General features: G+C 46.3%; 18 protein-coding genes, 2 tRNA genes and 1 CRISPR repeat array (1 of these 21 only partly in view). Of the genes, 16 read left to right on the top strand and 4 right to left on the bottom strand.

Going from position 1 to position 23,959, the window contains the following annotated elements; translation table 11 throughout:
* A CRISPR array of direct repeats spans nt 1-2,580; the repeat unit is 29 nt; unit sequence CAGTTCCCCGTATGCACGGGGATAAACCG; it reaches 803 nt to the left of the window's first position.
* Between the two features lie 233 nt (nt 2,581-2,813).
* The 3 genes from ACO1PK_RS03495 to ACO1PK_RS03485 form a co-directional block, all read right to left on the bottom strand.
* Nucleotides 2,814-4,322 (bottom strand): pectate lyase family protein, encoded by a 1,509-nt coding sequence (locus ACO1PK_RS03495; protein WP_423187286.1) that lies wholly within the window; start codon nt 4,320-4,322, stop codon nt 2,814-2,816.
* A 232-nt stretch (nt 4,323-4,554) separates the two neighbouring features.
* Nucleotides 4,555-5,775, bottom strand: coding sequence for an FIST signal transduction protein (locus ACO1PK_RS03490; protein WP_423187285.1), 1,221 nt, complete (start codon nt 5,773-5,775; stop codon nt 4,555-4,557).
* A 142-nt stretch (nt 5,776-5,917) separates the two neighbouring features.
* Entirely contained in the window at nt 5,918-7,654 is a 1,737-nt protein-coding gene (locus ACO1PK_RS03485) for a DEAD/DEAH box helicase family protein (protein WP_423187284.1), read from the bottom strand.
* A gap of 90 nt (nt 7,655-7,744) precedes the next feature.
* Here ACO1PK_RS03485 and ACO1PK_RS03480 point away from each other — a divergent pair, with 90 nt between their 5' ends.
* The gene (locus ACO1PK_RS03480) at nt 7,745-8,146 is read left to right on the top strand and encodes a hypothetical protein (protein WP_423187283.1); all 402 of its coding nucleotides are present in this window, start codon (nt 7,745-7,747) and stop codon (nt 8,144-8,146) included.
* Here ACO1PK_RS03480 and yhbY read toward each other — a convergent pair.
* Nucleotides 8,143-8,439 carry a ribosome assembly RNA-binding protein YhbY gene (yhbY, locus tag ACO1PK_RS03475; protein ID WP_423187282.1) on the bottom strand — a complete coding sequence of 99 codons (297 nt, stop codon included), beginning with the start codon at nt 8,437-8,439 and terminating at the stop codon, nt 8,143-8,145. The genes ACO1PK_RS03480 and yhbY overlap by 4 nt on opposite strands.
* Before the next feature lie 81 nt (nt 8,440-8,520).
* On the opposite strand from yhbY, the gene rlmE reads away from it, so the two are divergent.
* The 15 genes from rlmE to pnp all read left to right on the top strand — a co-directional run bounded on the left by rlmE (nt 8,521) and on the right by pnp (nt 23,959).
* The gene (gene rlmE, locus ACO1PK_RS03470) at nt 8,521-9,150 is read left to right on the top strand and encodes a 23S rRNA (uridine(2552)-2'-O)-methyltransferase RlmE (RefSeq protein ID WP_423187281.1); all 630 of its coding nucleotides are present in this window, start codon (nt 8,521-8,523) and stop codon (nt 9,148-9,150) included.
* A 59-nt stretch (nt 9,151-9,209) separates the two neighbouring features.
* On the top strand, nt 9,210-11,129 hold the full coding sequence (gene ftsH / locus ACO1PK_RS03465) for an ATP-dependent zinc metalloprotease FtsH (protein ID WP_423187280.1): 1,920 nt from the start codon (nt 9,210-9,212) through the stop codon (nt 11,127-11,129).
* Between the two features lie 135 nt (nt 11,130-11,264).
* Nucleotides 11,265-12,101 (top strand): dihydropteroate synthase, encoded by an 837-nt coding sequence (gene folP, locus ACO1PK_RS03460; protein WP_423187279.1) that lies wholly within the window; start codon nt 11,265-11,267, stop codon nt 12,099-12,101.
* Nucleotides 12,102-13,436: a phosphoglucosamine mutase gene (gene glmM, locus ACO1PK_RS03455; protein WP_423187278.1), complete on the top strand. Its 1,335-nt coding sequence runs from the start codon at nt 12,102-12,104 to the stop codon at nt 13,434-13,436.
* A gap of 103 nt (nt 13,437-13,539) precedes the next feature.
* Entirely contained in the window at nt 13,540-14,289 is a 750-nt protein-coding gene (gene tpiA, locus ACO1PK_RS03450; protein WP_423187277.1) for a triose-phosphate isomerase, read from the top strand.
* Between the two features lie 2 nt (nt 14,290-14,291).
* Nucleotides 14,292-14,627: a preprotein translocase subunit SecG gene (gene secG / locus ACO1PK_RS03445; protein WP_423187276.1), complete on the top strand. Its 336-nt coding sequence runs from the start codon at nt 14,292-14,294 to the stop codon at nt 14,625-14,627.
* 9 nt (nt 14,628-14,636) lie between these two features.
* A tRNA-Leu gene (locus tag ACO1PK_RS03440) sits at nt 14,637-14,721 on the top strand.
* A gap of 64 nt (nt 14,722-14,785) precedes the next feature.
* Nucleotides 14,786-14,862 (top strand) — tRNA-Met (locus tag ACO1PK_RS03435).
* A 238-nt stretch (nt 14,863-15,100) separates the two neighbouring features.
* Nucleotides 15,101-15,556 carry a ribosome maturation factor RimP gene (rimP, locus tag ACO1PK_RS03430; protein WP_423187275.1) on the top strand — a complete coding sequence of 152 codons (456 nt, stop codon included), beginning with the start codon at nt 15,101-15,103 and terminating at the stop codon, nt 15,554-15,556.
* A gap of 34 nt (nt 15,557-15,590) precedes the next feature.
* Nucleotides 15,591-17,087: a transcription termination factor NusA gene (gene nusA / locus ACO1PK_RS03425; protein WP_423187274.1), complete on the top strand. Its 1,497-nt coding sequence runs from the start codon at nt 15,591-15,593 to the stop codon at nt 17,085-17,087.
* 25 nt (nt 17,088-17,112) lie between these two features.
* The gene (gene infB / locus ACO1PK_RS03420) at nt 17,113-19,797 is read left to right on the top strand and encodes a translation initiation factor IF-2 (protein ID WP_423187273.1); all 2,685 of its coding nucleotides are present in this window, start codon (nt 17,113-17,115) and stop codon (nt 19,795-19,797) included.
* Nucleotides 19,798-19,930: 133 nt separating this feature from the next.
* Nucleotides 19,931-20,353 carry a 30S ribosome-binding factor RbfA gene (gene rbfA, locus ACO1PK_RS03415; RefSeq protein WP_423187272.1) on the top strand — a complete coding sequence of 141 codons (423 nt, stop codon included), beginning with the start codon at nt 19,931-19,933 and terminating at the stop codon, nt 20,351-20,353.
* Nucleotides 20,353-21,270 (top strand): tRNA pseudouridine(55) synthase TruB, encoded by a 918-nt coding sequence (truB, locus tag ACO1PK_RS03410; RefSeq protein ID WP_423187271.1) that lies wholly within the window; start codon nt 20,353-20,355, stop codon nt 21,268-21,270. The genes rbfA and truB overlap by 1 nt, the downstream gene beginning before the upstream one ends.
* Before the next feature lie 132 nt (nt 21,271-21,402).
* On the top strand, nt 21,403-21,672 hold the full coding sequence (gene rpsO / locus ACO1PK_RS03405) for a 30S ribosomal protein S15 (RefSeq protein ID WP_189433508.1): 270 nt from the start codon (nt 21,403-21,405) through the stop codon (nt 21,670-21,672).
* A gap of 166 nt (nt 21,673-21,838) precedes the next feature.
* Nucleotides 21,839-23,959, top strand: a complete 2,121-nt coding sequence (gene pnp, locus ACO1PK_RS03400; protein ID WP_423187270.1) for a polyribonucleotide nucleotidyltransferase — start codon at nt 21,839-21,841, stop codon at nt 23,957-23,959.

Genomic DNA, 23,959 nt, shown 5'->3' with positions numbered 1-23,959 from the left:
TATGCACGGGGATAAACCGGTGCTTTAGAATCTAGAACAGATGGGGTTCAACAGTTCCCCGTATGCACGGGGATAAACCGGTCGTTTTTATCCTGCACCCTGACGCTATCAGCAGTTCCCCGTATGCACGGGGATAAACCGCCAGCAGCGCCTTGTCTTACGTATTCGCTGCCCAGTTCCCCGTATGCACGGGGATAAACCGTTAGCTATTTTTTAGCCGTTAATGGCATTACTCAGTTCCCCGTATGCACGGGGATAAACCGCGATTCAGCCGTCATTGCCAGCGGGTAACGACCAGTTCCCCGTATGCACGGGGATAAACCGCTTTCATATTCACTCTTTATTCTTGCTTGGTCCAGTTCCCCGTATGCACGGGGATAAACCGCTCATGTAAAGCAGTTGGTAATAGAGCTATTCCAGTTCCCCGTATGCACGGGGATAAACCGCCATAGGCGGCAACAGGCTTAACATGATTCAGCAGTTCCCCGTATGCACGGGGATAAACCGGTGAAGGCCCTTTTGCAGGGCGTCCTGCGGTGCAGTTCCCCGTATGCACGGGGATAAACCGCCAAGTATCAACTTCGCGCTTTAGGCCGACACCAGTTCCCCGTATGCACGGGGATAAACCGTAACAGGGGAAATTGTGTACGCTAGCAGCGGACAGTTCCCCGTATGCACGGGGATAAACCGCTAGTCCTAAAAGAATAATGCGAGCCATGTGTCAGTTCCCCGTATGCACGGGGATAAACCGTTACCGCGCGATAACTAACCCTGTGCTGCAGGCAGTTCCCCGTATGCACGGGGATAAACCGGCCACCACACGCCGCACCACCCAAACCCACCGCAGTTCCCCGTATGCACGGGGATAAACCGCTAAAACCTGTTAGCTCTAAATCAAACCCAGCAGTTCCCCGTATGCACGGGGATAAACCGTCGCTCTACAAATGCCGTCCCGACTACCTTTTCAGTTCCCCGTATGCACGGGGATAAACCGGAATGACCAATAGCGAGGTTAATCGCACCCTGCAGTTCCCCGTATGCACGGGGATAAACCGCATGCCGTAAGCTCGCTGATGGTACGCTTGAGCAGTTCCCCGTATGCACGGGGATAAACCGCCACCGAACACAATCGAGATCCCTTCGCCAATCAGTTCCCCGTATGCACGGGGATAAACCGTTTCAGCACCGTTTTGCTCATCACCACCAACACAGTTCCCCGTATGCACGGGGATAAACCGCTTTAAAGCAGCTTGGCCGTTATACCGATGCTCAGTTCCCCGTATGCACGGGGATAAACCGCCCGTATCGGTTTCGGTTTCAACGCCGATCCACAGTTCCCCGTATGCACGGGGATAAACCGTTAGGTCGCTTATAGATTTTGTTAGCATTAGCCAGTTCCCCGTATGCACGGGGATAAACCGTATACGGCTTTAAGGTGTTGGAGGTATTAGCACAGTTCCCCGTATGCACGGGGATAAACCGTAGATGTCAACAGCATCCGAATGCGTATCAGCCAGTTCCCCGTATGCACGGGGATAAACCGGCACTGGCAAGCCTGCTAGGCATTGGCCAACACAGTTCCCCGTATGCACGGGGATAAACCGTGTAATCATGTTGTTAGCTCCGTTCGGATTGGCAGTTCCCCGTATGCACGGGGATAAACCGGATCCGCACTGGCCTAATGGAAAACCGCACCACAGTTCCCCGTATGCACGGGGATAAACCGCTGGCCCACAGTCACTCACCGATCCATTACAACAGTTCCCCGTATGCACGGGGATAAACCGCGCCTGATCCGCTTTATGATCGCCGCGATCAGCAGTTCCCCGTATGCACGGGGATAAACCGCTCAAAAACGATTACAGGATCCTGAAACTCCACAGTTCCCCGTATGCACGGGGATAAACCGTTATAGAACACTGTGAAACGCATGGCGTAATACAGTTCCCCGTATGCACGGGGATAAACCGTTTCAGTAGCCATTTTTATTCCTTAAGCTGTCCAGTTCCCCGTATGCACGGGGATAAACCGTCTGTATTACTCGTTGATCAAAACACGGAACACAGTTCCCCGTATGCACGGGGATAAACCGATGTAGATTAATTGTCGGTGGTACACAAATAGCAGTTCCCCGTATGCACGGGGATAAACCGCTCAATGGTTTGGCCTTGAAATTTGTGTAACTCAGTTCCCCGTATGCACGGGGATAAACCGAAATGGAAACCTATTTTAGCTTTAATTATGGACAGTTCCCCGTATGCACGGGGATAAACCGATTCATTTTGTTGCTCCTTAGCTGCTTGGCGTCAGTTCCCCGTATGCACGGGGATAAACCGATGTCAGTTATGCATCTTTAGTGATGAACACGCAGTTCCCCGTATGCACGGGGATAAACCGCCCCCGCCCCTTGTGCAGCGCGTTGCCTCTGTCAGTTCCCCGTATGCACGGGGATAAACCGGCTGTGCTGTTTGGCGAATACGCGAACGTGGCCAGTTCCCCGTATGCACGGGGATAAACCGCCGACTGGCGGCGCTCAGGTATCCAGCAGCAACAGTTCCCCGTATGCACGGGGATAAACCGAGCCAGTGTTACCAACAATGCAAAACTGATCCACTTCAACAATTGAAATCTGATCCACTCTTTTTCGCTATTCAGCTTTTTGATTGGAATGCAAATTAAACCGACAACGTATTAAAAATTACAGTTTTTGTATAAAGAGCTACGAGCGGACGATAATCAAGTTGCAATTATCTATTAAAACGCATTTTCGAAAAGAAAAACCGGGCAATGACTACCCGGTTTTGCGGTAACTGTTAGAAGTTACACTTATTTACCCCCGCATTTGCTAAGACATGGGCTTTTACCTGATTGGTTGGTAATTGCGTAAAGCTATAAGGTAAATTAAGTACCCCTGTCGAATTTAAAGAGGGCCCTGCAATCACGCCATCTGGAGAATTTTCCCAGACGGTGCTGGTGAGTTGGTTGTTTCGGATATCCCAATAGCCAACGGCACTGGAGAACAGTGAAACGATAGGGTTTTTGGTGTTTTCAAATACGTTATTTTCGATTCGTATCGTGGCACCCATTCGAGAGTTTATACCAGATTCAAGGATATTCTGGTATAAGTTGTTAAAAATATGCGCCTGTCCATAACGGAACAGCGGTAGGCGAGAGTTTACGTTGTACCAATGATTATGGTGGAATGTGATGCGGCGATTAAAGTTGTCGCTATCATTATTTCCCCACAGTGAAGTCTTCCAACTGTCATGCAGTTTGTTGTAAGAAATAGTAACGTTATCAACTTCTTTTTTACCGCTGACCAGTTCGTCATAAAAATCTTTACTGGAGTTTAGGGTGTTGTAGAGATCATTATGGTCTATCCAAATCCGGCTTGCTGGGCCTTCGATACTAATGGCATCTTTATCCCCCACATTGACATAACGAATGGTTAAATTGCGGATAATTACGTTGTTTGAGCGCCAAATCTTAATGCCGATACCGTCCAAAACTCCGCGGTTGCCAACCCCGATAATGGTGACATTATTCATATCTTTAATATCGAACTTAGTTAAACTTCCGGAGTTTGCGCGAGTAATGGTGCCGTCTACCCGAATGGTTAATGGGCGGTTTAAATCACGATTATTAAGCGCTTGCTGGAGTTGAGCTCCGGTGCTTACGGTAACGGTAACGGCATTACTGCCACTGCCACCAGTTGTGCCGCCATTGAGCGATGCGTAACCTTGCGGTGTGGCACGGCAAGCTAAAACATCCCCAGTAGTGCCGCCAGTTCCACCGCCCGCATTTCCACCGCCAGCATTTCCACCGGTACCACCGCCAGTTCCACCGCTACCACCGCCAGTTCCACCTCCACTACTTGAGTTAAACACCTCAAATTCGCTAATTCTTGGTGCTGCCGCTGCTGTTAAGATCTCTAGGTTTAATTTCGTTGTGCTAATAGTGTTGAAATTTATAGTACGGTTGCTGCCTAATGTTGTGCCGCTGGCTAAAACCGCGCCATTATTGTTGTTCACTAACCGCCAACTACGGATATTACTTCCTTGTTCTCTTAAAACGACTTGGTTTACTGAAACTGCACTTGACCATTTGACGGAAATACGTTGATTGTTATTGCCATTGGCCTGCCAAAATGTTTGAACATTGCCATCTCGTGCTAGGTTATAGCTGGAGTTGCTCGCTCTGCTAGAACCATCTGCCCCTGCCCCTGGGCCAGTTAACGCCAAATTATTTGCGCTAGCCGGTAAGGCCACCAACAAAGCTAAAGTAATTGCGGTTAAAGCGGATATTATTTTAGTATTTTTCATAATCTACCCCTGTCTGCTGAAATTAGCAGCAGTAATTATGCTTAAACATGATTTTTTTGCTGTTCAGATGTGGAATTTTTAGTCTTTATGTGTTTTTTATGTAATGGTTTATGAGGATGGTGTTGATTTTTAAATAATTAAAATATTTCTATATCTTGAATTGCTTTGTCTCATAGTCATTTTTACTAAGCAAAATGCATTACCTGAATAAGGTGAAGGACGTGTAGTTAATTTAAGCTGGCGCTGTAAGAATAATCAGTACGCCACTCCAATCAAGACTGCGGCTGATCTCTCCTACTGGCGCAATTTCAACACCGGTATAAATTCCCAGCAGAGGTATGTCTGCTTTATTGAGTAATTGTTGGATAAGTTTGGCTTCGGTGTGTTTTTCTTCAATGCGTCCTGCGCAATCAAAATATAAGGCCACTATGGGGTGTTGCTGATCGGCGGAGATTTTCTGCAATAGTTGTTCAGTTTGTTCTTGCGCTGCTTGCAAAATACTGTGGCTATCTCGTTGCATAATCTGAATTTGCATCCCCTCATGTAAATCGGGCTCAAATAAAATTACGCCTTCATCATTCGGCAGTACACCACTGATTAACCGAGTAACATAAGGCGTGCTGTAGCCGGTATCTGTTGCCACAGGGTAGCGCACACCAATAGCCAAGCTACTCACGGGATGTTCATTACGCCAAGGAACATTGCCACTAATGTTATCTAATATCTCGGTTACGGGTTTGTCATCTAGGCTATATAAAAACTGCTGAAAAATGCTGGTAATCGTAAAGCTTTGGCTACTCACTGGCGTACAGCCATGCATCGCACTAATGTAGGAGCGTGCCCTGCCAGAAATCAGTAAAGCCGTGGCTAAGTGCTGGGCCGCTTGATTTTGATAAAACTGGGTGGTTGCACCAAACTGTAAATCTGCCAGTAAACCTGCTCCTGCAATGGGTACCTTTTGTTTTAAACTGTGATACAGCCCATCCAGTAGAGGAGGAGAAGGAATTAATACTGCCGGGTGATGTTGGCTGCCAGGGTAACGAACCGAATCATAAAAAAGTAATAATAAAGCGGGATCAATAGCTGGTTTAAAAGCGGTGCCTAAAGCTTGGCCAGCAACAAAGGGATCGCTAGCCAGAATATTGCTGCAAGCGCTTTGGAACTGCACATCATTATCTGTGGCACACAGCGCAAGTGCAGCAGCAGGGCTGCCTTTATCGGCGATGACTTCATTCGTGATTACGCCGACTGCTGAGCCGCCAAGGATTAGGGTGTTAGGGCCACAGGCCGCTCGAGCGCCCATTAATAGCTGCTGATAATCGGTATTACTGCTGCAAAACAACAACAAGACGTCGATAACCGGCAGGCCTGTTTGCTGCATTGCTGCTTGGGCAAGATGCTTGCCTGCAGCATAGGCGGCTGCGATATTGCTAAACGCTATCCCTGCGCGCATAAAATGTCCATTACAATTCATTTCCAACATTCTAGCTGAAAAAATAGCTGGCGCTAAGTGTTAATTATCGATTAGGCATTTGTGTATTTCTTTTGTTATTGCGTCAATGCAAGGATAAAAACACTCTAAGTGGTTGTTGCAGTTAGTTATTGGCATTTTTTTCATGCTGATAGCGCCCTTGATAATCAAAAATACTTTCTAGGTGTTGCCAGCCTTGTTTCTGTTTCTTTAATAAAATTAATTGTGGTGGTTGAAACAGCGCGGCTGCAGCAACCAGTTGGCTAGCAGTTTTAAACGCTGGTAGGGGCAAGCCTGGTGCTTTGCTATGCGGTTTAATAAAAGCAGCGTAGAGCGCTTTGCGCTGTGGTTGGCTTTGTAATTTAAACCAACGATAGAAAGGGTTGCCATCAATATCGTAATAACTGACTTTTAGGTCGCCGTTATCGTCACTCAATAACATACTTTGGCAGCGAAATAGATGGTGGTGTTGCTTATTAAGCACTTCGCGTAACCGTTTATCAGGGTCAACTAACACCGATTGGCAGCTGTGGCAGCTACGGGCAGCAATATCATTTTCAGCACCGCAATCAGGGCAGTTGCGGCTGCGAAAGCGAAAGTCGCACTGACTTTGCTGGTCTGACTGTAGCCCCTGACAACGCCGACCATAATGCTCAATAATATCGCCATCACTATCCGTTAATCCCCAAAAGATATTGGCAAAGCCACAGAGTGGGCAAGGAACTTGAACAGGAACCGCTTTACTATTAGGTTTAGCATCGCCAATTTCTGGAAAATATAAATCATAGCCATTCGCTGCATAATCAATTATCAGGCAGTCGGCTTTATCTGGGGCTAAGCGCAAGCCTCGCCCAACCATTTGTTGAAATAAACTCACAGAAGCTGTTGGTCGTAAAATAGCAATCAGATCAACATGCGGCGCATCAAAGCCAGTGGTTAATACGGCTACATTGACTAAAAATTTGATTTTTTGGGCTTTAAAGCGAGTTATCAGTTGGTCACGTTCATGATCAGTAGTTTTTGCTGTAAGCAGTGCGGCCTGCTCTGAGTTGATAAGTTGCATCACCTCTTCGGCATGTTTAACCGTTGCGGCAAAAATAATGACCCCTTTGCGGTGCTGCGCGAGCTGAATTAGTTGCTGCACGATTAAGCGGGTAGCACGGCCCATTTTCCCCAGCAGGTTGTCAACGTCTGCTGGTGCATAGTCGCCCTGCGTGGTGGGGATAAGCTGACTAAAGTCATACTGCGCGGTTAAGCCATCGTACAGCCTTGGTGTTGTAAGGTAACCTTGTTTAATAAGTGGGCGAAGGGGTAACTCAAAGATACAGTGCTCAAAAATCGGATCCTGCGTATTGCCGATGCGGCCATGGTAATGCTGACGATAAATCCAGCCGCTGCCAAGCCGATAAGGAGTTGCGGTCAGGCCCAGTATTTTAAGGTTGGGATTATATTGGCGTAAGTGCTGGAATAATATTTGGTACTGGCTGTCAGCAGCCGCGCTTACTCTATGGCATTCGTCGATAATCAGCAGTGAAAACGCCTGTGCAAAGGCGCTAAGATTTTTTGCTGCAGATTGCACACTGGCCACAACAGTTTTTGCGCTTGACTGCTTTTTATGTAAGCCTGCAGCAAAAATACTCGGGCTGTCGGTAAACAACGCCACTTTCTCGGCATTTTGGGCGACAAGTTCTTTAACATGGGTTAGCACTAACACGCGGCCACGAGCTTGGCGGGCAAGTTCAGCAATTACAAGGCTTTTTCCGGCACCAGTAGGCAATACCAATACAGCTGTTGCCGTATGCTGTTTAAAAAATTCAATGGTAGCGTTTACGGCTTGTTGTTGATAATCTCGTAAGTGCATAAATCGCGGCAGTGGTAAAAAACCGTTAAAGCCTAACACAAAAAGGCCTTAGCGTTAATCGACTACCAATTATTGCGGGTAAGAAGTGTGATGAAAGCAAATACAGCCTTTGAGCTTACTTTACAAGATAACACCTTATGGGTAAAAGCCGATGGGGTATGGACCTTGGCGACGGCAAAAGCTTACGTAAAGGCATTTAGAAAGACCGTGCAACCCGTTATTGGCCAGCCGTGGGCCTTAGTGTTGGATATCAGCTCTTGGCAGGTGAGTCCTGCTGAAGTGTTTTCCTTGCTGGTGGATAACACAAATTGGTGCTACGAAAATAATTTACAGCATGTAGAAACAATTTGCGCTGACAATACCTTAGTGATGTGGCAGTTTGCCAAGGCTACGCTGGTTGAGAAACCAGCGCATCTGGTAAGTAAACTTGCCACAGATAGCGCCAGTGCCAAATGGGCACTTTATCAAGCAGGTTTTATAAAAACAGCCTAACCCCGTGGTAAGGCGATTTTTTTATCTTCTGTTTGACGGAATAACACTAAAATTTTGCCGATAATTTGCACTTTTTCTGCTTTAGTTTCACGAATAATCGCGTCCATAATCAGCATTTTTTGCTCACGGTCTTCACCAGGAACTTTGATTTTTATTAATTCATGATGATTAAGCGCATTCTCGATTTCTGCCACTACACCTTCAGTAAGGCCATTGCCACCGAGTAAAATGACAGGCTTTAAATCATGCGCTTTACTTTTTAAGAATTGTTTTTGTTTATTGGTTAAACTCATAAGGTTAAAATATCCGATAAAAGCTTGAATTATGCCTATTGTAGCGCCATCTAAGGCATAAGACTATTTAAGAGTAGTATCATGACAAAGAAAAAACGCTCCGCCAGCTCAACTCGTTGGTTAAAAGAGCATTTTGATGATCATTTTGTGCAAAAAGCGCAAAAGCTTGGTCTAAGATCACGCGCCTCCTTTAAGTTGGAAGAAATTCAACAACAGGATAAGTTACTGAAGCCAGGTATGAATGTGGTAGATCTTGGTTCCGCACCGGGCAGTTGGTCACAATACGTTGCGGGGGTGGTTGGGCTACAAGGTACTGTGGTGGCGTGTGATATTTTGCCCATGGACCCGTTAGCGGGAGTGGCCTTCTTACAAGGTGACTTTCGAGAGGATGCTGTTTTAGACGCGTTATTGAGCCGAATCGGTGGTAAGAACGTAGATGTGGTATTATCGGATATGGCACCTAATATGAGCGGTAACGATACAACCGATCAAGCGCGTTCAATGTATTTGGTTGAGCTTGCCTTGGAAATGTGCCATAAAGTTTTGAAGCAAAATGGCAGTTTCGTGGTCAAAGTTTTTCAGGGCGACGGCTTTGAACAGTATTTAAAAGAAGTACGAGCTGCATTTAATACCGTTAAAATTCGCAAGCCAGATTCGTCGCGCGCCCGTTCGCGTGAGACATATATCGTGGCTACCGGCTTCAAATTTTAGTACAGTAAGCCGTAATTAATGATTTCTAGAGTAAAGATGAGGTTATCACCTTGAGCGACATGGCAAAAAATCTGATAGTCTGGTTAGTCATCGCTGTAGTACTGATGTCAGTATTTAACAGTTTTGGTCCCAGTGAAAATACCGATCGCCAGACCAGCTACACCCAGTTTGTAAAAGAAGTGAACCAGGGGCTGATCCGCGAAGTTAAGATTGAACGCAGCGGCGTTATCACCGGCGTGAAGCGCAGTGGTGAACGTTTTGAAACCGTGTTGCCGGTAAATGATCCTAAATTAATGGATGATTTAATTAGCAACGACGTGCGTGTGTTGGGTGCAAAACCGGAAGAAACTAGCTGGCTCGCCACTATTTTCATTTCATGGTTCCCTATGCTACTGCTGATTGGGGTATGGATTTTCTTTATGCGCCAGATGCAAGGTGGAGGCGGCAAAGGTGCCATGTCTTTTGGTAAAAGCAAAGCGCGCTTAATGGGTGAAGACCAAATCAAAACCACCTTCGCGGACGTCGCCGGTTGTGATGAAGCCAAAGAAGAAGTATCGGAGCTCGTTGAATACCTTAAAGAGCCTTCTCGCTTTCAAAAGCTAGGTGGTAAAATTCCTAAGGGTATCTTAATGGTTGGCCCTCCAGGAACCGGTAAAACCTTATTAGCCAAAGCCATTGCTGGCGAAGCTAAAGTGCCGTTTTTTACCATCTCGGGTTCAGATTTCGTTGAAATGTTCGTCGGTGTCGGTGCTTCTCGAGTTCGCGATATGTTCGAGCAGGCGAAAAAAGCTGCCCCTTGTATTATTTTTATCGACGAGATTGATGCGGTAGGTCGGCAGCGTGGTGCCGGTTTAGGTGGTGGTCATGACGAGCGTGAACAAACGCTAAACCAAATGTTGGTTGAGATGGATGGTTTTGACGGCAATGAAGGCATTATTATTATCGCCGCGACTAACCGCCCAGATGTATTAGATGCCGCCTTGTTACGTCCAGGCCGCTTCGACCGTCAGGTCGTGGTAGGTTTACCAGACGTACGTGGTCGTGAGCAAATTTTAAAAGTACACATGCGCAAAGTGCCTATGGCAGATGACGTGAAAGCCAGTGTTATCGCGCGCGGTACGCCAGGCTTTTCAGGTGCTGATTTAGCAAACTTAGTGAATGAAGCGGCGTTGTTTGCTGCTCGTGGTAATCGCCGCGTTGTTAGCATGGAAGAGTTTGAACGCGCTAAAGACAAGATTATGATGGGTGCAGAACGTCGTTCTATGGTAATGACTGACGCTGAAAAAGAAATGACGGCCTACCATGAAGCTGGCCATGCCATTGTTGGTTGTTTAGTGCCAGAGCATGATCCTGTGCACAAGGTGACTATCATTCCACGCGGTCGCGCTTTAGGTGTTACTTTCTTTTTGCCGGAACAAGATGCAATTAGCGTTAGCCGTCGTAAGCTAGAAAGTAAAATTTCGGTCGCTTATGGTGGTCGTTTAGCGGAAGAGATGATTTACGGCACTGAGGCCGTTTCTACGGGTGCCTCACAAGATATTAAATATGCGACCTCTATTGCCCGTAACATGGTTACGCAATGGGGTTTCTCTGACAAATTAGGTCCGCTTCTTTACGCAGAAGAAGAGGGTGAAGTATTTTTAGGTCGTAGCATGGGCAAGCCTAAGAATATGTCAGATGACACTGCTGCAATTATTGATAGTGAAATCAAAGCGATTATCGATCGTAACTATGCTAGAGCGCAGCAAATGCTTAATGACAACATGGACATTTTGCATGCGATGAAAGATGCTTTAATGTTGTACGAAACTATCGATGCGCGTCAAATTAAAGAACTGATGGAGCGTAAACCTGTTAGTCAACCTGAAAACTGGGAGCCGCGTGATAAAGGTTCTAAGGGCGATGGTGATGATGTATCAAAAGCAGATAAAGTTGCACCAACCGTTACTGATAAACCATCTGAAGGTAGTGCAGTTTAAGTTTTGCAATAGTTCATTGCGTTAATCAAAACCCCGGCAGGTCCGGGGTTTTACTATTTTTACCGATAATTTGAATTCAGTGCTGCTGCTTTATTTCTATATCGGTAACAAGCTTCAGCGTTTACAGAGATTTTTATGCAGTTAACCTTACCACGCCAGCGTCACCTTGCGTTAAATCGCCCAGTTGTTATGGGGATCCTGAATGTTACACCTGATTCATTTTCTGACGGCGGTAAATTCCAAACACTAGATCATGCGTTATTTACTACAGAGCAAATGTTGTTAGAAGGTGCGCGTATTATCGATATTGGCGGTGAGTCTACTCGTCCTGGGGCAGCTGCGGTAAGCTTGGAGGCAGAGTTAGAACGTGTTGTACCCGTTATTGAAGCTATTCGGCAGCGTTTTGACTGTGTGATCTCGATCGATACCAGTAAAGCTGCGGTGATGTCAGCTGCGGTTCAGGCGGGTGCCGATATGATCAATGATGTGCGAGCTTTACAAGAACCTGCAGCATTAACTGTGGCAGCGTCTTTACAGGTGCCAGTGTGCTTGATGCATATGCAGGGGGCTCCACGCACTATGCAAGCTGCGCCAGTTTATCAAGATGTGGTGCAAGAGGTGTATCAGTTTTTGTTAGCAAGAGCAGAGCAGTGTCAGCAAGCTGGTATTGCCGCTTCTCAGATTATCCTCGATCCGGGGTTTGGGTTCGGTAAGACCTTGGCGCACAATTATCAATTGCTGGCGGCGTTGTCAAAGTTTGTTGAGAGTGGTTATGGCGTTTTGGCAGGAATGTCTCGAAAATCAATGATTGGTCAATTATTAGATGTGCCTGTAACCGAACGGCTTGCTGGTAGCCTTGCTTGTGCAACGCTGGCGGCTTATGCTGGCGCACAAATTATTCGAGTACATGATGTTAAGGAAACTGTGCAAGCGGTACGAATTGCCGCTGCAGCCCGTTTTGGAGTGGAATAAATGAGTAGAAAATATTTTGGCACAGATGGCGTGCGTGGTCGGGTAGGCGAGTTTCCAATTACTCCCGAATTTGCAATGAAACTCGGCTGGGCCGCAGGACGGGTGTTATCGCAGCGCGGTACTCGTAAGGTGTTAATCGGCAAAGACACGCGTATTTCCGGCTATTTGTTAGAAACAGCTTTAGAAGCTGGGTTAATCGCTGCGGGTATCGATGTGCGCTTGCTAGGGCCTATGCCTACCCCCGCGGTTGCCTATTTAACCCGAACCTTTCGCGCTGAAGCCGGTATTGTGATTAGCGCATCTCACAATCCGTATTATGACAATGGCATCAAATTTTTCTCAGCCGACGGTACTAAGTTGGCCGATGATATTGAACTCGCCATAGAGCACGAGCTAGAACAACCGATGATTTGTGAATCTTCGGAGAATTTAGGCAAAGCTGTGCGCATTAATGACGCTGCAGGGCGTTATATCGAATTTTGTAAAAGCCATTTAAATAATAATTTGTCGTTAAGTGGGTTAAAAATTGTGATCGACTGTGCGCATGGTGCAACTTACCATATTGCCCCAGCCGTTTTCAAAGAATTAGGCGCTAAGGTGATCACCATTGGCTGTGAGCCTGATGGTCTGAATATCAATCATCTGTGCGGGGCTACCCATACTGATTTATTGCGGGAAACGGTGTTAGCAGAAGCCGCAGATCTGGGGATCGCCTATGACGGTGATGGTGACCGCGTGATGATGGTCGATCAACATGGTCGTGTGCTGGATGGCGATGAAATCGTCTACATTATTGCTCGGGCGGCGAAAGAAGCTGGCACCTTACAAGGTGGTGTTGTCGGCACCTTGATGAGTAATATGGGCTTAGAGTTAGCCTTAGCCAAATTAGCAATTCCTTTCGCTCGCAGTGCGGTGGGTGATCGTTATGTGATGGAACTACTGCGTGAACATAACTGGCGGATCGGTGGCGAGAATTCTGGCCATGTGTTGAATTTAGATTATACCTGCACTGGCGATGGCATTATTGCCTCCTTACAAGTATTGAATGCCATGCTAACCAGCGATAAAGCCCTGGCTGAACTGTGTGCAGATATGCGCAAGCTACCGCAGGTTTTAGTGAATGTTAAATTTGCCAAAGGAAGTGCACCACTAGAAAAACAGAACGTGCAGCAAAGTATTACTGAAGTAGAACAAGCTTTGGCAGGAAAAGGACGAGTGCTTATTCGTAAATCTGGAACTGAGCCACTGATTCGCGTGATGGTGGAAGGTGAAGATGAGCATGAAGTGCGTGCCTATGCCGAAAAAATTGCTGCAGCAGTAAAAATTGCCAGTTAAGTAAGCTAAAAAATGCGCAACCAACTCAGATTAAACGCGAAAAGCTTGTTCTAACGAACAAGCTTAGTTACTATCAGCATGTCTTAGCAAAGGATATAGCCTAATGTCGCGTAAAGCTCTGATCGCTGCCAACTGGAAGATGAATGGCACTAAGGCCTTAATTGAAGCAGTAAATAACGTATTAGCAGAAATAGACACTGAGGCCGAGTTATTAATCTGTCCTCCAGCAACCTTACTGCCGTTTTTCCCGCCATCAAATAAGGTAGCCTTAGGTGGTCAGGATGTCAGCGCCGCTGTTTCAGGTGCTTATACGGGGCAATTAAGTGCTTCCTTGCTGAAAGAAGCGGGTGCGACTTATAGTCTGATTGGGCATTCTGAGCGCAGACAGTATCAGTTTGAAACAGATGCGTTAATCGCTGAAAAAGTGGTTACAGCTGTTACTGCCGGCTTGACACCGGTGTTATGTGTTGGTGAAACCTTACAAGAGCGCCAACAAGAAAAAACACAACAGGTTATTGCGAAACAATTAGCTGCAGTGTATGCTTCGCACCCCGAATTGCTAGTGAAGTCGGTGATTGCTTATGAACCCATCTGGGCCATTGGCACAGGCGAGTCTGCAACTCCTGAACAGGCGCAAGAAACACACGCTTTTATTCGGGATGTACTGCAAAGTTACGACAACGTCGCAGCACAGCAAGTAAGAATTTTATATGGCGGTAGTGTAAACGCAGAAAATAGTGCTGCACTGTTTACTCAACCAGACATAGATGGTGCTTTAGTTGGCGGTGCCAGCTTAAAGCCTGATGAATTTGCACAGATTTGTCTAAATTATCAGACAAGCGCAAAGGAATAATTATGTACGAAATTTTTGTGGTGTGTTATTTACTGGTTGCACTGGCACTGATTGGTTTAGTGCTTATCCAAAATGGTAAGGGTGCAAGCATGGGTGCTGCTTTTGGTGCAGGCGCTTCAGGTACCGTTTTCGGCTCTAGTGGCACTGGTAACTTCTTAACAAAAAGCACTACTGTATTAGCCGTGTTGTTTTTTGTGTTAAGTATTGTGCTGGGTAATTTGACGGCTAAACAAAGTAAACCTGATGATGGTTCAGACTTTTTCCAAACCGTTCCAGCACTGACTGAACAAGCTCCTGCAAAAGAAGATGCGGTTAACGATATCCCAGTAGGAAACTAAGCTTTACACGCCGAGGTGGTGAAATTGGTAGACACGCTATCTTGAGGGGGTAGTGTCCTAGGACGTGCGGGTTCAAGTCCCGCTCTCGGCACCAAATTAACGCAAGCTTCGGCTTGCGCATTCAAATTAGGCACTATATAATGTGCGCCAGTTACGGACGCGGGATGGAGCAGCCTGGTAGCTCGTCGGGCTCATAACCCGAAGGTCGTCGGTTCAAATCCGGCTCCCGCAACCAAATTTACATTGGTTAAATGTTATAGCGAACTCGCCCTCGGGCTCCTCTCTATAACCGCAGGGCGAAGGTCTAAAAACCTGCCAGCGCAACCAAATCAACAACCATTAAGCATTGGCGATATGTTTAATGACTGGATGTTTTTCGCCCCGCTTGTTCGGGGCGTTTTCGCATCTAGAGTCCGTGTTTTATGTAGTAATGGGCGTTTTGCCCATTTTTTATTTGTGTTTCGGAGGTCTTTTTGGCTAAACAAGAACAGCAACTGACAGAGCTGCTGACACCCACTGTGGAAGCAGCGGGTTATCAACTGTGGGGTATCGAGCTGATCCGCGCTGGGCGTCATACCACACTGAGAATCTTTATTGACAAAGCTGAGGGCATTATGGTCGAAGACTGTGCTCTGGTGAGTCGTGAAGTCAGTGCTTTGCTGGACGTTGAAGATCCAATCCCTAATGAATACACCTTAGAGGTGTCGTCGCCTGGGATGGATCGACCTTTATTCACCGAGGCACAATTTACCCAATATGTTGGCCATAAAATTGAAGTGAAACTAACCGTTCCTCAAGAAGGTCGACGCAAATTCAAAGGATTACTGACCTCGTTTGATGGCGATACGTTGGTAATTGAAGTGGATGGCAAACCCTGTAGTTTGCTTTTCGATAACATTGATAAAGCAAACGTGGTACCGGTTTTTTAAGGTAACCAGGTAGCGTCAAAGTGAGGCATATACAATGGCAAAAGAAATACTATTAGTTGTTGATGCAGTTTCAAATGAAAAGTCCGTGCCACGTGAAAAAATTTTTCAGGCATTAGAATTTGCATTAGCCGCAGCCACAAAAAAGAAAAATGAAGGCGATATCGAAGTTAGAGTAACCATTGATCGGAAAACCGGTTCTTATGAGACATTCCGTCGTTGGGAAGTGGTTGCGGATGATGCAGTAATGGAACATCCCTACCGTGAAATGACCTTATCTGCTGCGCAATATGATGATCCATCAGTGAAGTTGGGTGATTACGTAGAAGAGCAAATCGATTCTGTTGAGTTTGATCGCATCACCACCCAAATGGCGAAGCAAGTGATTGTGCAGAAAGTGCGTGAAGCCGAACGTTCACAGGTTGTTGAAGCTTATATCGACCAGGTTGGCGAGTTAGTCACTGGCGTGGTTAAAAAAGTTAACCGTGAAAGCATTATTGTGGATCTTGGCAATAACGCTGAAGCGATGTTAGCGCGCGAAGAAATGTTACCGCGTGAGACTTACCGTCCAGGCGATCGTATTCGTGCTTTATTATTTGATGTTAAGCCGGAAGCACGTGGCGCTCAGTTATTTTTAAGCCGCGCTAAGCCTGAAATGCTTTTAGAATTATTCCGCATCGAAGTGCCAGAAATTGGTGAAGAGATGATCGAATTACGTGGTGCTGCCCGCGATCCAGGTTCACGCGCTAAGATCGCTGTGAAAAGTAACGATCGCCGTATCGACCCAGTAGGAGCTTGTGTTGGTATGCGTGGTTCACGTGTACAAGCTGTATCGAACGAGTTGGGTGGCGAGCGGGTTGATATCGTGTTGTATGACGATAACGATGCCCAGTTTGTGATTAACGCTATGGCACCGGCTGAAGTAGCTTCTATCATCGTTGATGAAGATACCCATTCAATGGATATTGCTGTTGAAGATTCTAATTTGGCGATGGCGATCGGCCGTAATGGTCAAAACGTTCGTTTAGCCAGCCAATTAACTGGTTGGGAATTGAATGTGATGTCAGTTTCCAATATGAAGAAAAAGCATCAAGAAGAAACTGAAAAAGTGCGTCAACTCTTTATGGATGCGCTTGAAATTGACGAAGACTTCGCTGAGGTGTTGGTTGAAGAAGGTTTCTCAACTTTAGAAGAAATCGCTTATGTCCCTGTCAGTGAATTGTTATCTATTGATGGTTTAGACGAAGACACAGTAGAAGTATTACGTAGCCGTGCCAAAGATGTATTAACTACTCGGGCACTGGCGAGTGAAGAGTCGCTGGAAGATGCCAAGCCAACTGAACAGTTGTTAGCATTAGCTGGTTTAGATACGCATACCGCTTATGTCATTGCTAGCAAAGGGGTAACGACTCTTGATGACTTGGCTGAATTAGGTGTAGATGATTTGTTAGAAATTGCCCAAATGACCGAAGATAAAGCCGCTGAGCTGATTATGGCTGCACGTAATATCGTTTGGTTTAATGAAAGTAACTAAGTAGTCAACGGAGGTAACAACACAAATGGCAGAAGTAACCATAGAAAAATTGGCCAGTGATGTCGGTACAACTGTTGATCGGTTAGTGCAACAATTTGCTGATGCAGGGATTACCAAGGCGCAAGGCCAATCGGTAACCGAAGATGAGAAAAAAGTTTTGCTGGATCATTTAAGCAAACAGCATGGTGGAAAAACCGCTGAACCTGCAAAGCTGACGATTAAGCGTAAAGAAAAAACCACGTTAAGTGTGGCAGGTGGTGCTGGCCGTAATCGTGAAATACAGGTTGAAGTGCGTAAGCAAAAAACCTTTATTAAAAAGCCAATGCTAGATGAAGCAGGACTAAAAGCGCAGGAAGAAGCAAGATTGGCTGAAGAGAAAGCCAAAGCTGAAGCAGAGGCTGCTCGGTTAGAAGCTGAACGTCAGGCTCGTGAAGCTGCTCAGCTAAAAGCGAAAGAAGAAGCTGAGCGTAAAGCGGCTGAAACGAAAAAGCGCGAAGATCAGAAAACAGCACAATTAGCCAAAGACGATCCGGAAGAAGCGGCGCGTCGTGCGGCAAAAGAAGAAGCGCGTAAAGAAGCCGAACGTATTCGTCAGCAACAAGAAGCTGAAGCCTTACGTAAGCTGGAAGAAGAAGCGCGTAAGCAAGCCGAAGAGGCGCGTCGTTTAGCAGAAGAAAACAGCGAGCGTTGGGCGCAAGAAGAAAAGGTTAAGCCAGCAGACACCGATGATTACCACCTGACTAGCAATCAATTTGCAAAACAGGCTGAAGATGAAGTCGATGCTAAAGAAGAGCGTGCGGGCCGTCGCGGTGTAGGTAAAAAAGCGCCTGTCGCTAAAGGTAAGAAAACCAAAGATGACGTTAACGATAAAGAAGCCTTTAATCGTGCTAACCGTCATAAGAAAAAGAAAACCCCTACCAGTATGCAGCATGGTTTTAATAAACCTGCCCAGCCGGTAGAGCGTGAAGTTAAAATTGGTGAAACTATCACTGTTGCTGAGCTTGCTGCCAAGATGGCAGTTAAAGCCTCTGAAGTGATCAAAACGATGATGAAAATGGGTGCTATGGCAACCATTAACCAGGTTATTGATCAGGAAACAGCAGCTATCGTTTGTGAGGAAATGGGGCATAAGTTTACCCTGACCAAAGAAAACGAGCTGGAAGAAGCGGTAATGTCTGATCGTGAAGGTCAGGGTGAGTTAGAACCACGGGCACCGGTTGTAACCGTAATGGGTCACGTTGACCATGGTAAAACCTCATTGCTGGATTATATCCGTAAAGCCAAGGTTGCCGATGGTGAAGCAGGTGGTATTACCCAGCATATCGGTGCTTACCATGTAGAAACTGAGCGCGGTATGGTCACTTTCCTGGATACACCAGGTCACGCAGCCTTTACTTCAATGCGAGCGCGTGGTGCTAAAGCGACGGATATCGTTATTCTGGTTGTTGCTGCTGACGATGGTGTTATGCCGCAAACCAAAGAAGCGATTCAACATGCCAAAGCCGGTAACGTGCCGTTAGTGGTTGCGGTGAATAAAATGGATAAGCCTTCAGCTGATCCAGATCGCGTTCGTAATGAATTATCGCAATACGATGTTATCTCGGAAGAGTGGGGTGGCGATACTCAGTTTGTGCCAGTATCGGCGAAAACGGGATCAGGTATTGATGACTTATTAGAAGCCATCCTAAACCAAGCTGAATTGTTAGAGTTAAAAGCAGTTCACCAAGGCTTGGGCCGTGGTGTGGTGATTGAATCACGCCTTGATAAAGGCCGTGGTCCTGTTGCCTCTATCCTGGTGCAAGAAGGCACGTTAAAGCAAGGCGATGTTGTCCTCTGTGGTTTTGAGTATGGCCGCGTGCGTGCTATGCGTGATGAGAACGGTAAAGAAATTAAAACTGCAGGTCCATCTATTCCGGTAGAAATCCTAGGTTTGTCCGGTGTACCGCAAGCGGGTGATGAAGTTACTGTAGTAAAAGATGAGCGTAAAGCCCGTGAAGTTGCCTTGTATCGTCAGGGTAAATTCCGTGATGTTAAGCTGGCACGTCAACAAAAATCTAAGTTGGAAAACATGTTTGCCAACATGGCAGATGGTGACGTATCTGAACTGAATATCGTATTGAAAGCTGACGTACAAGGCTCGGTAGAAGCGATTACCGAGTCTCTGATGAAGTTATCAACTGACGAAGTGAAAGTGAAGATTGTCGGCTCAGGTGTGGGTGGTATTACTGAAACTGACGTTACCCTTGCCGCAGCTTCTTCCGCTATCATTATCGGCTTTAACGTTCGTGCTGATGGCACGGCGCGTAAACTGGTAGAAGAAGAAGGCCTTGACTTACGTTATTACAGCATCATTTATGAGCTGTTAGACGAAGTGCGTGCTGCGATGACCGGTATGTTAGCGCCAGAGTTTAAACAACAGATCATTGGTTTGGCTCAGGTTCGTGATGTATTCCGCTCACCGAAATTCGGCGCTATCGCTGGCTGTATGGTTACCGAAGGTATCATCAAGCGCAATGCCCCAATTCGTGTTCTGCGTGATAACGTGGTGATTTACGAAGGTGAGCTAGAATCACTGCGTCGCTTTAAAGATGACGTGAGTGAAGTACGTAATGGCTTTGAGTGTGGTATTGGTGTGAAGAACTACAACGATGTGCGCGAAGGCGATCAGATCGAAGTATTCGAAACCATCCAGATTGAGCGTACGTTATAGTTGCTGCTGTAGCACAATGCTGTATCAGGGGCACATGTTGCCCCTGTTGTGTTTATACTCTTCGTCTTTCAAGCTGTTTTTTACCTGCAAAGACGAAGAGGATAAGTGCCAGAAATACTAGGATAGACAAAGCATGGCTAAAGAATTCTCCCGGGTTGACCGGCTTTCACAACAAGTGAAAAAAGAAATGGCGGTTATTCTGCAACGCGAAATTAAAGATCCGCGTTTGCACACCATGATTACCGTTTCAGACGTAGAAGTGTCGCGTGATTTATCGCACGCCAAGGTATTCGTGACCTTTTTAGGCATGGACAACGATAAAGTTGAAGATAACTTAAAGATTTTAAATGATGCGGCAGGTTATGTGCGTAGCCTAATTGGTAAGCGTATTCAAACCCGAATTGTGCCACATATCCGCTTTGCGTTTGACGAATCGCTCAACGAAGGGATCCGGATGGCGACATTGGTCGAAACGGTGCGTCGTGAAGACGAGCGTCGTCGCAAAGAGGCAGGGCAAGAAACGGATCGGCCAGAAAAGGGTGGAGAAGAGGAATAATGCGCGCTCGTAAAAACGCGCGGCAAGTCCATGGTATTTTACTGTTGGATAAACCCTTAGAGGTCAGCAGCAATGGTATATTACAGCGAGTACGCTGGTTATATCAGGCTGCTAAAGCTGGACACACCGGCGCCTTGGATCCAATGGCATCCGGTTTACTGCCCCTTTGTTTTGGTGAAGCGACTAAGTTTAGCCAGTTTTTGCTGGATACCGATAAAACCTATCAAGTCACGGCTAAGTTTGGTGTGCGCACCACTACCAGCGATGCGGAAGGTGAGGTGATTAGCGAAAAGCCAGTTAGCTTTAGTGATGCCGAGCTGGAACAGGCTATGCAGGCGCTGCGTGGTGATATTTTGCAAGTGCCGACCATGTTTTCTGCACTGAAATATCAGGGCCAACCTCTGTACAAATATGCTCGGCAAGGTATTGAAGTGCCTCGCGAAGCTCGGCCTATTAGTATTTTTCGTTTTGAACTCCTATCGCGTCAACACGACAGTGCCGATTTTATTGTACATTGCTCCAAAGGCACCTATATCCGGACCTTGATTGATGATTTAGGCGAGGCCTTAGGCTGTGGCGCGCATGTTGCAAAGTTACACAGAACTCAGGTTGGGCCTTTTAGCGCTGAGCAGATGGTGACACCGGCACAGCTAGAGACCTTAAACAATGAGGCTAACTGGCCAGCACTAGATGCTTTATTGTTGCCGATGGATGCGGGTTTAGTGGGGTTAACCAGCCTTACCTTAGATGCGGCACAACAAAAGCATATTATGCACGGCCAATCCTGCAAAGTAGCATTGCCGGACACCGCGAGTGTTAAGCTTTATAGCGCTACTGCCCAATTATTGGGTATTGGCGAGGTGATCGCAGGTGAATTAGTGAGTCGACGCTTGGTTAACCTGGAATTACTTGACTAGCCAAGGTTACAGGCTAGTTAATCTGCTTGTAAAAGCAGCTAGCTGCAGGTAAAATTCGCAACTGTTTTGCTACCGCTGGATGAGTGATCGGCGGAAAGCGTATCTTAGTTCACTCACATTTGGAGATATATCATGGCTTTAAACGCTGCTGATAAGGCTAAAATTGTTGCTGATTTTGCTGTTAAGCAAGGCGACACAGGTTCACCAGAAGTTCAAGTTGCACTGTTAACTGCTTCTATCAATCATTTACAAGGTCACTTCGCTGAGCACAAGCACGACTTCCACTCTCGTCGTGGTTTGTTACGCATGGTTAGCCAGCGTCGTAAATTGTTAGATTACTTAAAAGGCAAAGATCAGAGCCGTTACGCGACACTGATTGAGCGTTTAGGTTTACGTCGCTAAGACGAAACAAAAAAAGAGGCTTTCGAGCCTCTTTTTTTATGCGCAAAAATTTTTATTGCCAAGCTGCGGAACTATCTTTTGTTCTAGGTTACAGAGTATACTGTGTGCGTAAATAAAACAGAGTAAGACATCGCAATTCGGCGATTAAAGCAAAGGAACATACCACGTGACTCCCATCGTAAAATCATTCCAGTTCGGCCAACACACTTTCACCTTAGAAACCGGCGTAATCGCCCGTCAGGCAGATGCCGCAGTATTGGCAAGTCTGGGAGATACCTCCGTATTAGTAACTGTTGTTGGCAAAAAAGAAGCCAAACCTGGTCAAGACTTCTTTCCTTTAACGGTAAATTACCAGGAAAAAATGTATGCTGCTGGCCGTATTCCGGGTGGCTTCTTTAAACGTGAAGGTCGTCCTTCTGAAGGTGAAACGCTAATTGCCCGTTTGATTGACCGGCCAATTCGTCCACTTTTCCCAGAAGGTTTTACCAATGAAGTTCAGGTGATTGCGACTGTTGTATCGGTACAACCTGAAATCCAACCTGATATCGTTGCTTTAATCGGTACTTCAGCTGCCTTAGCCATTTCTGGTATTCCATTTGCTGGCCCAGTTGGCGCGGCGCGCGTTGGTTATATCAATAATCAATATGTACTGAACCCTTCAGAAGATGAATTAAAAACCTCTAAGCTTGACCTGGTGGTTGCGGGTACTGCCAGTGCCGTATTGATGGTTGAATCTGAAGCAGGCGTGTTATCTGAAGATGTGATGCTAGGTGCCGTTGTTTATGGTCACCAGCAAATGCAAACTGCGATAAATGCCATTAAAGAATTTGCTGGCGAAGCGGCTAAACCGCTTTGGAACTGGCAAGCTCCTGCGAAAAATCTGCCGTTAATTGCGAAAATCGAGACTTTGGCCGCGGCTGAATTAGGTGATGCTTATCGTATTACTGAAAAAGCAAAACGCTACGAGCGTATTGGTGAAATCAAAGCCGCTTTAGTTGAACAACTCAAGGCTGAACTAGCTGAAGGTGAAAGCCTAGATGCGACCGAAGTCGGTGAGATTTTCCATAACTTAGAATCAAAAGTCGTGCGTGGTCGTATTACCAAAGGTGAACCGCGTATCGATGGCCGTGATCCAGAAATGATCCGTGGCCTAAGTGTCATGACGGGCGTATTGCCACGTACTCACGGTTCAGCGCTATTTACCCGTGGTGAAACACAGGCTCTAGTAACTGCCACTCTGGGCACAGCGCGTGATGCGCAAACGGTAGATGATTTACTCAGTGCTAAAACAGATACCTTTATGCTGCACTATAACTTCCCGCCGTATTCAGTCGGTGAGACCGGTATGGTGGGTTCGCCTAAACGTCGTGAAATTGGTCATGGTCGGTTAGCGAAACGCGGCATCCAAGCTGTAATGCCAGATTTTAATGATTTCCCGTACACTGTACGTGTTGTTTCAGAAATCACCGAATCAAATGGTTCAAGCTCTATGGCTTCTGTATGTGGTTCTTCTTTAGCACTTATGGATGCAGGTGTACCGATCAAAGCCTCTGTGGCAGGTATTGCCATGGGCTTAGTTAAAGAAGGTGATGATTTTGTTGTGTTATCGGACATCTTAGGTGATGAAGATCACTTAGGCGACATGGACTTTAAAGTTGCCGGTACTGCCGAAGGTATTACTGCACTACAAATGGACATTAAGATTGACGGTATCACGCAAGAAATCATGCAAATTGCCCTCAAGCAAGCTAAAGCAGCCCGTTTGCATATTCTGAATGTAATGGATCAGGCGATCAGCGGACACCGTGAAGAGATGTCTGAATACGCGCCACGTATCTACACCATGAAGATTAACCCGGAGAAAATCCGTGAAGTTATCGGTAAAGGTGGTGCGGTAATTCGTCAGATCACTGAAGAATCAGGTACCACTATTGAGCTGGAAGATGACGGCAGTATCAAAATTGCTGCAACTACCGCCAAAGCCGCACAAATTGCTATCGACAAGATCAATGCGATTACTGCAGAGATTGAAGTGGGTACTATTTACGAAGGTGAAGTGGTACGTATCGTTGATTTCGGTGCTTTCGTTAACGTTTTACCAGGCAAAGATGGCTTAGTGCACATTTCGCAAATCTCTGATGAGCGTGTACAAAATGTCGCTGATCACTTGCAAGTAGGCCAAAAGGTTGCCGTTAAGGTGTTGGAAGTTGATAAACAAGGTCGTGTACGTTTGAGTATCAAAGAAGCCTTAGCTAAACCTGCTGCTGAAGCGGTTACAGAAGCCTAA

Source organism: Alishewanella sp. d11, assembly GCF_049390205.1.
Classification (GTDB): Bacteria; Pseudomonadota; Gammaproteobacteria; order Enterobacterales; family Alteromonadaceae; genus Alishewanella.
The sequence above is the reverse complement of the archived record's forward strand: the minus strand, read 5'-3'. Positions and strand labels throughout refer to the sequence as shown.

Excerpts from the sequence above, each read along its gene's own strand:
- yhbY (WP_423187282.1), bottom strand. The coding sequence starts at position 8,439 with ATGAGTTTAACCAATAAACAAAAACAATTCTTAAAAAGTAAAGCGCAT.
- glmM (WP_423187278.1), top strand. The coding sequence starts at position 12,102 with ATGAGTAGAAAATATTTTGGCACAGATGGCGTGCGTGGTCGGGTAGGC.
- rpsO (WP_189433508.1), top strand. The coding sequence starts at position 21,403 with ATGGCTTTAAACGCTGCTGATAAGGCTAAAATTGTTGCTGATTTTGCT.
- ACO1PK_RS03490 (WP_423187285.1), bottom strand. The coding sequence starts at position 5,775 with ATGCGCGCAGGGATAGCGTTTAGCAATATCGCAGCCGCCTATGCTGCA.
- folP (WP_423187279.1), top strand. The coding sequence starts at position 11,265 with ATGCAGTTAACCTTACCACGCCAGCGTCACCTTGCGTTAAATCGCCCA.
- infB (WP_423187273.1), top strand. The coding sequence starts at position 17,113 with ATGGCAGAAGTAACCATAGAAAAATTGGCCAGTGATGTCGGTACAACT.
- ACO1PK_RS03480 (WP_423187283.1), top strand. The coding sequence starts at position 7,745 with ATGAAAGCAAATACAGCCTTTGAGCTTACTTTACAAGATAACACCTTA.
- rlmE (WP_423187281.1), top strand. The coding sequence starts at position 8,521 with ATGACAAAGAAAAAACGCTCCGCCAGCTCAACTCGTTGGTTAAAAGAG.
- secG (WP_423187276.1), top strand. The coding sequence starts at position 14,292 with ATGTACGAAATTTTTGTGGTGTGTTATTTACTGGTTGCACTGGCACTG.
- truB (WP_423187271.1), top strand. The coding sequence starts at position 20,353 with ATGCGCGCTCGTAAAAACGCGCGGCAAGTCCATGGTATTTTACTGTTG.
- tpiA (WP_423187277.1), top strand. The coding sequence starts at position 13,540 with ATGTCGCGTAAAGCTCTGATCGCTGCCAACTGGAAGATGAATGGCACT.
- ACO1PK_RS03495 (WP_423187286.1), bottom strand. The coding sequence starts at position 4,322 with ATGAAAAATACTAAAATAATATCCGCTTTAACCGCAATTACTTTAGCT.
- rbfA (WP_423187272.1), top strand. The coding sequence starts at position 19,931 with ATGGCTAAAGAATTCTCCCGGGTTGACCGGCTTTCACAACAAGTGAAA.
- nusA (WP_423187274.1), top strand. The coding sequence starts at position 15,591 with ATGGCAAAAGAAATACTATTAGTTGTTGATGCAGTTTCAAATGAAAAG.
- ftsH (WP_423187280.1), top strand. The coding sequence starts at position 9,210 with ATGGCAAAAAATCTGATAGTCTGGTTAGTCATCGCTGTAGTACTGATG.
- ACO1PK_RS03485 (WP_423187284.1), bottom strand. The coding sequence starts at position 7,654 with ATGCACTTACGAGATTATCAACAACAAGCCGTAAACGCTACCATTGAA.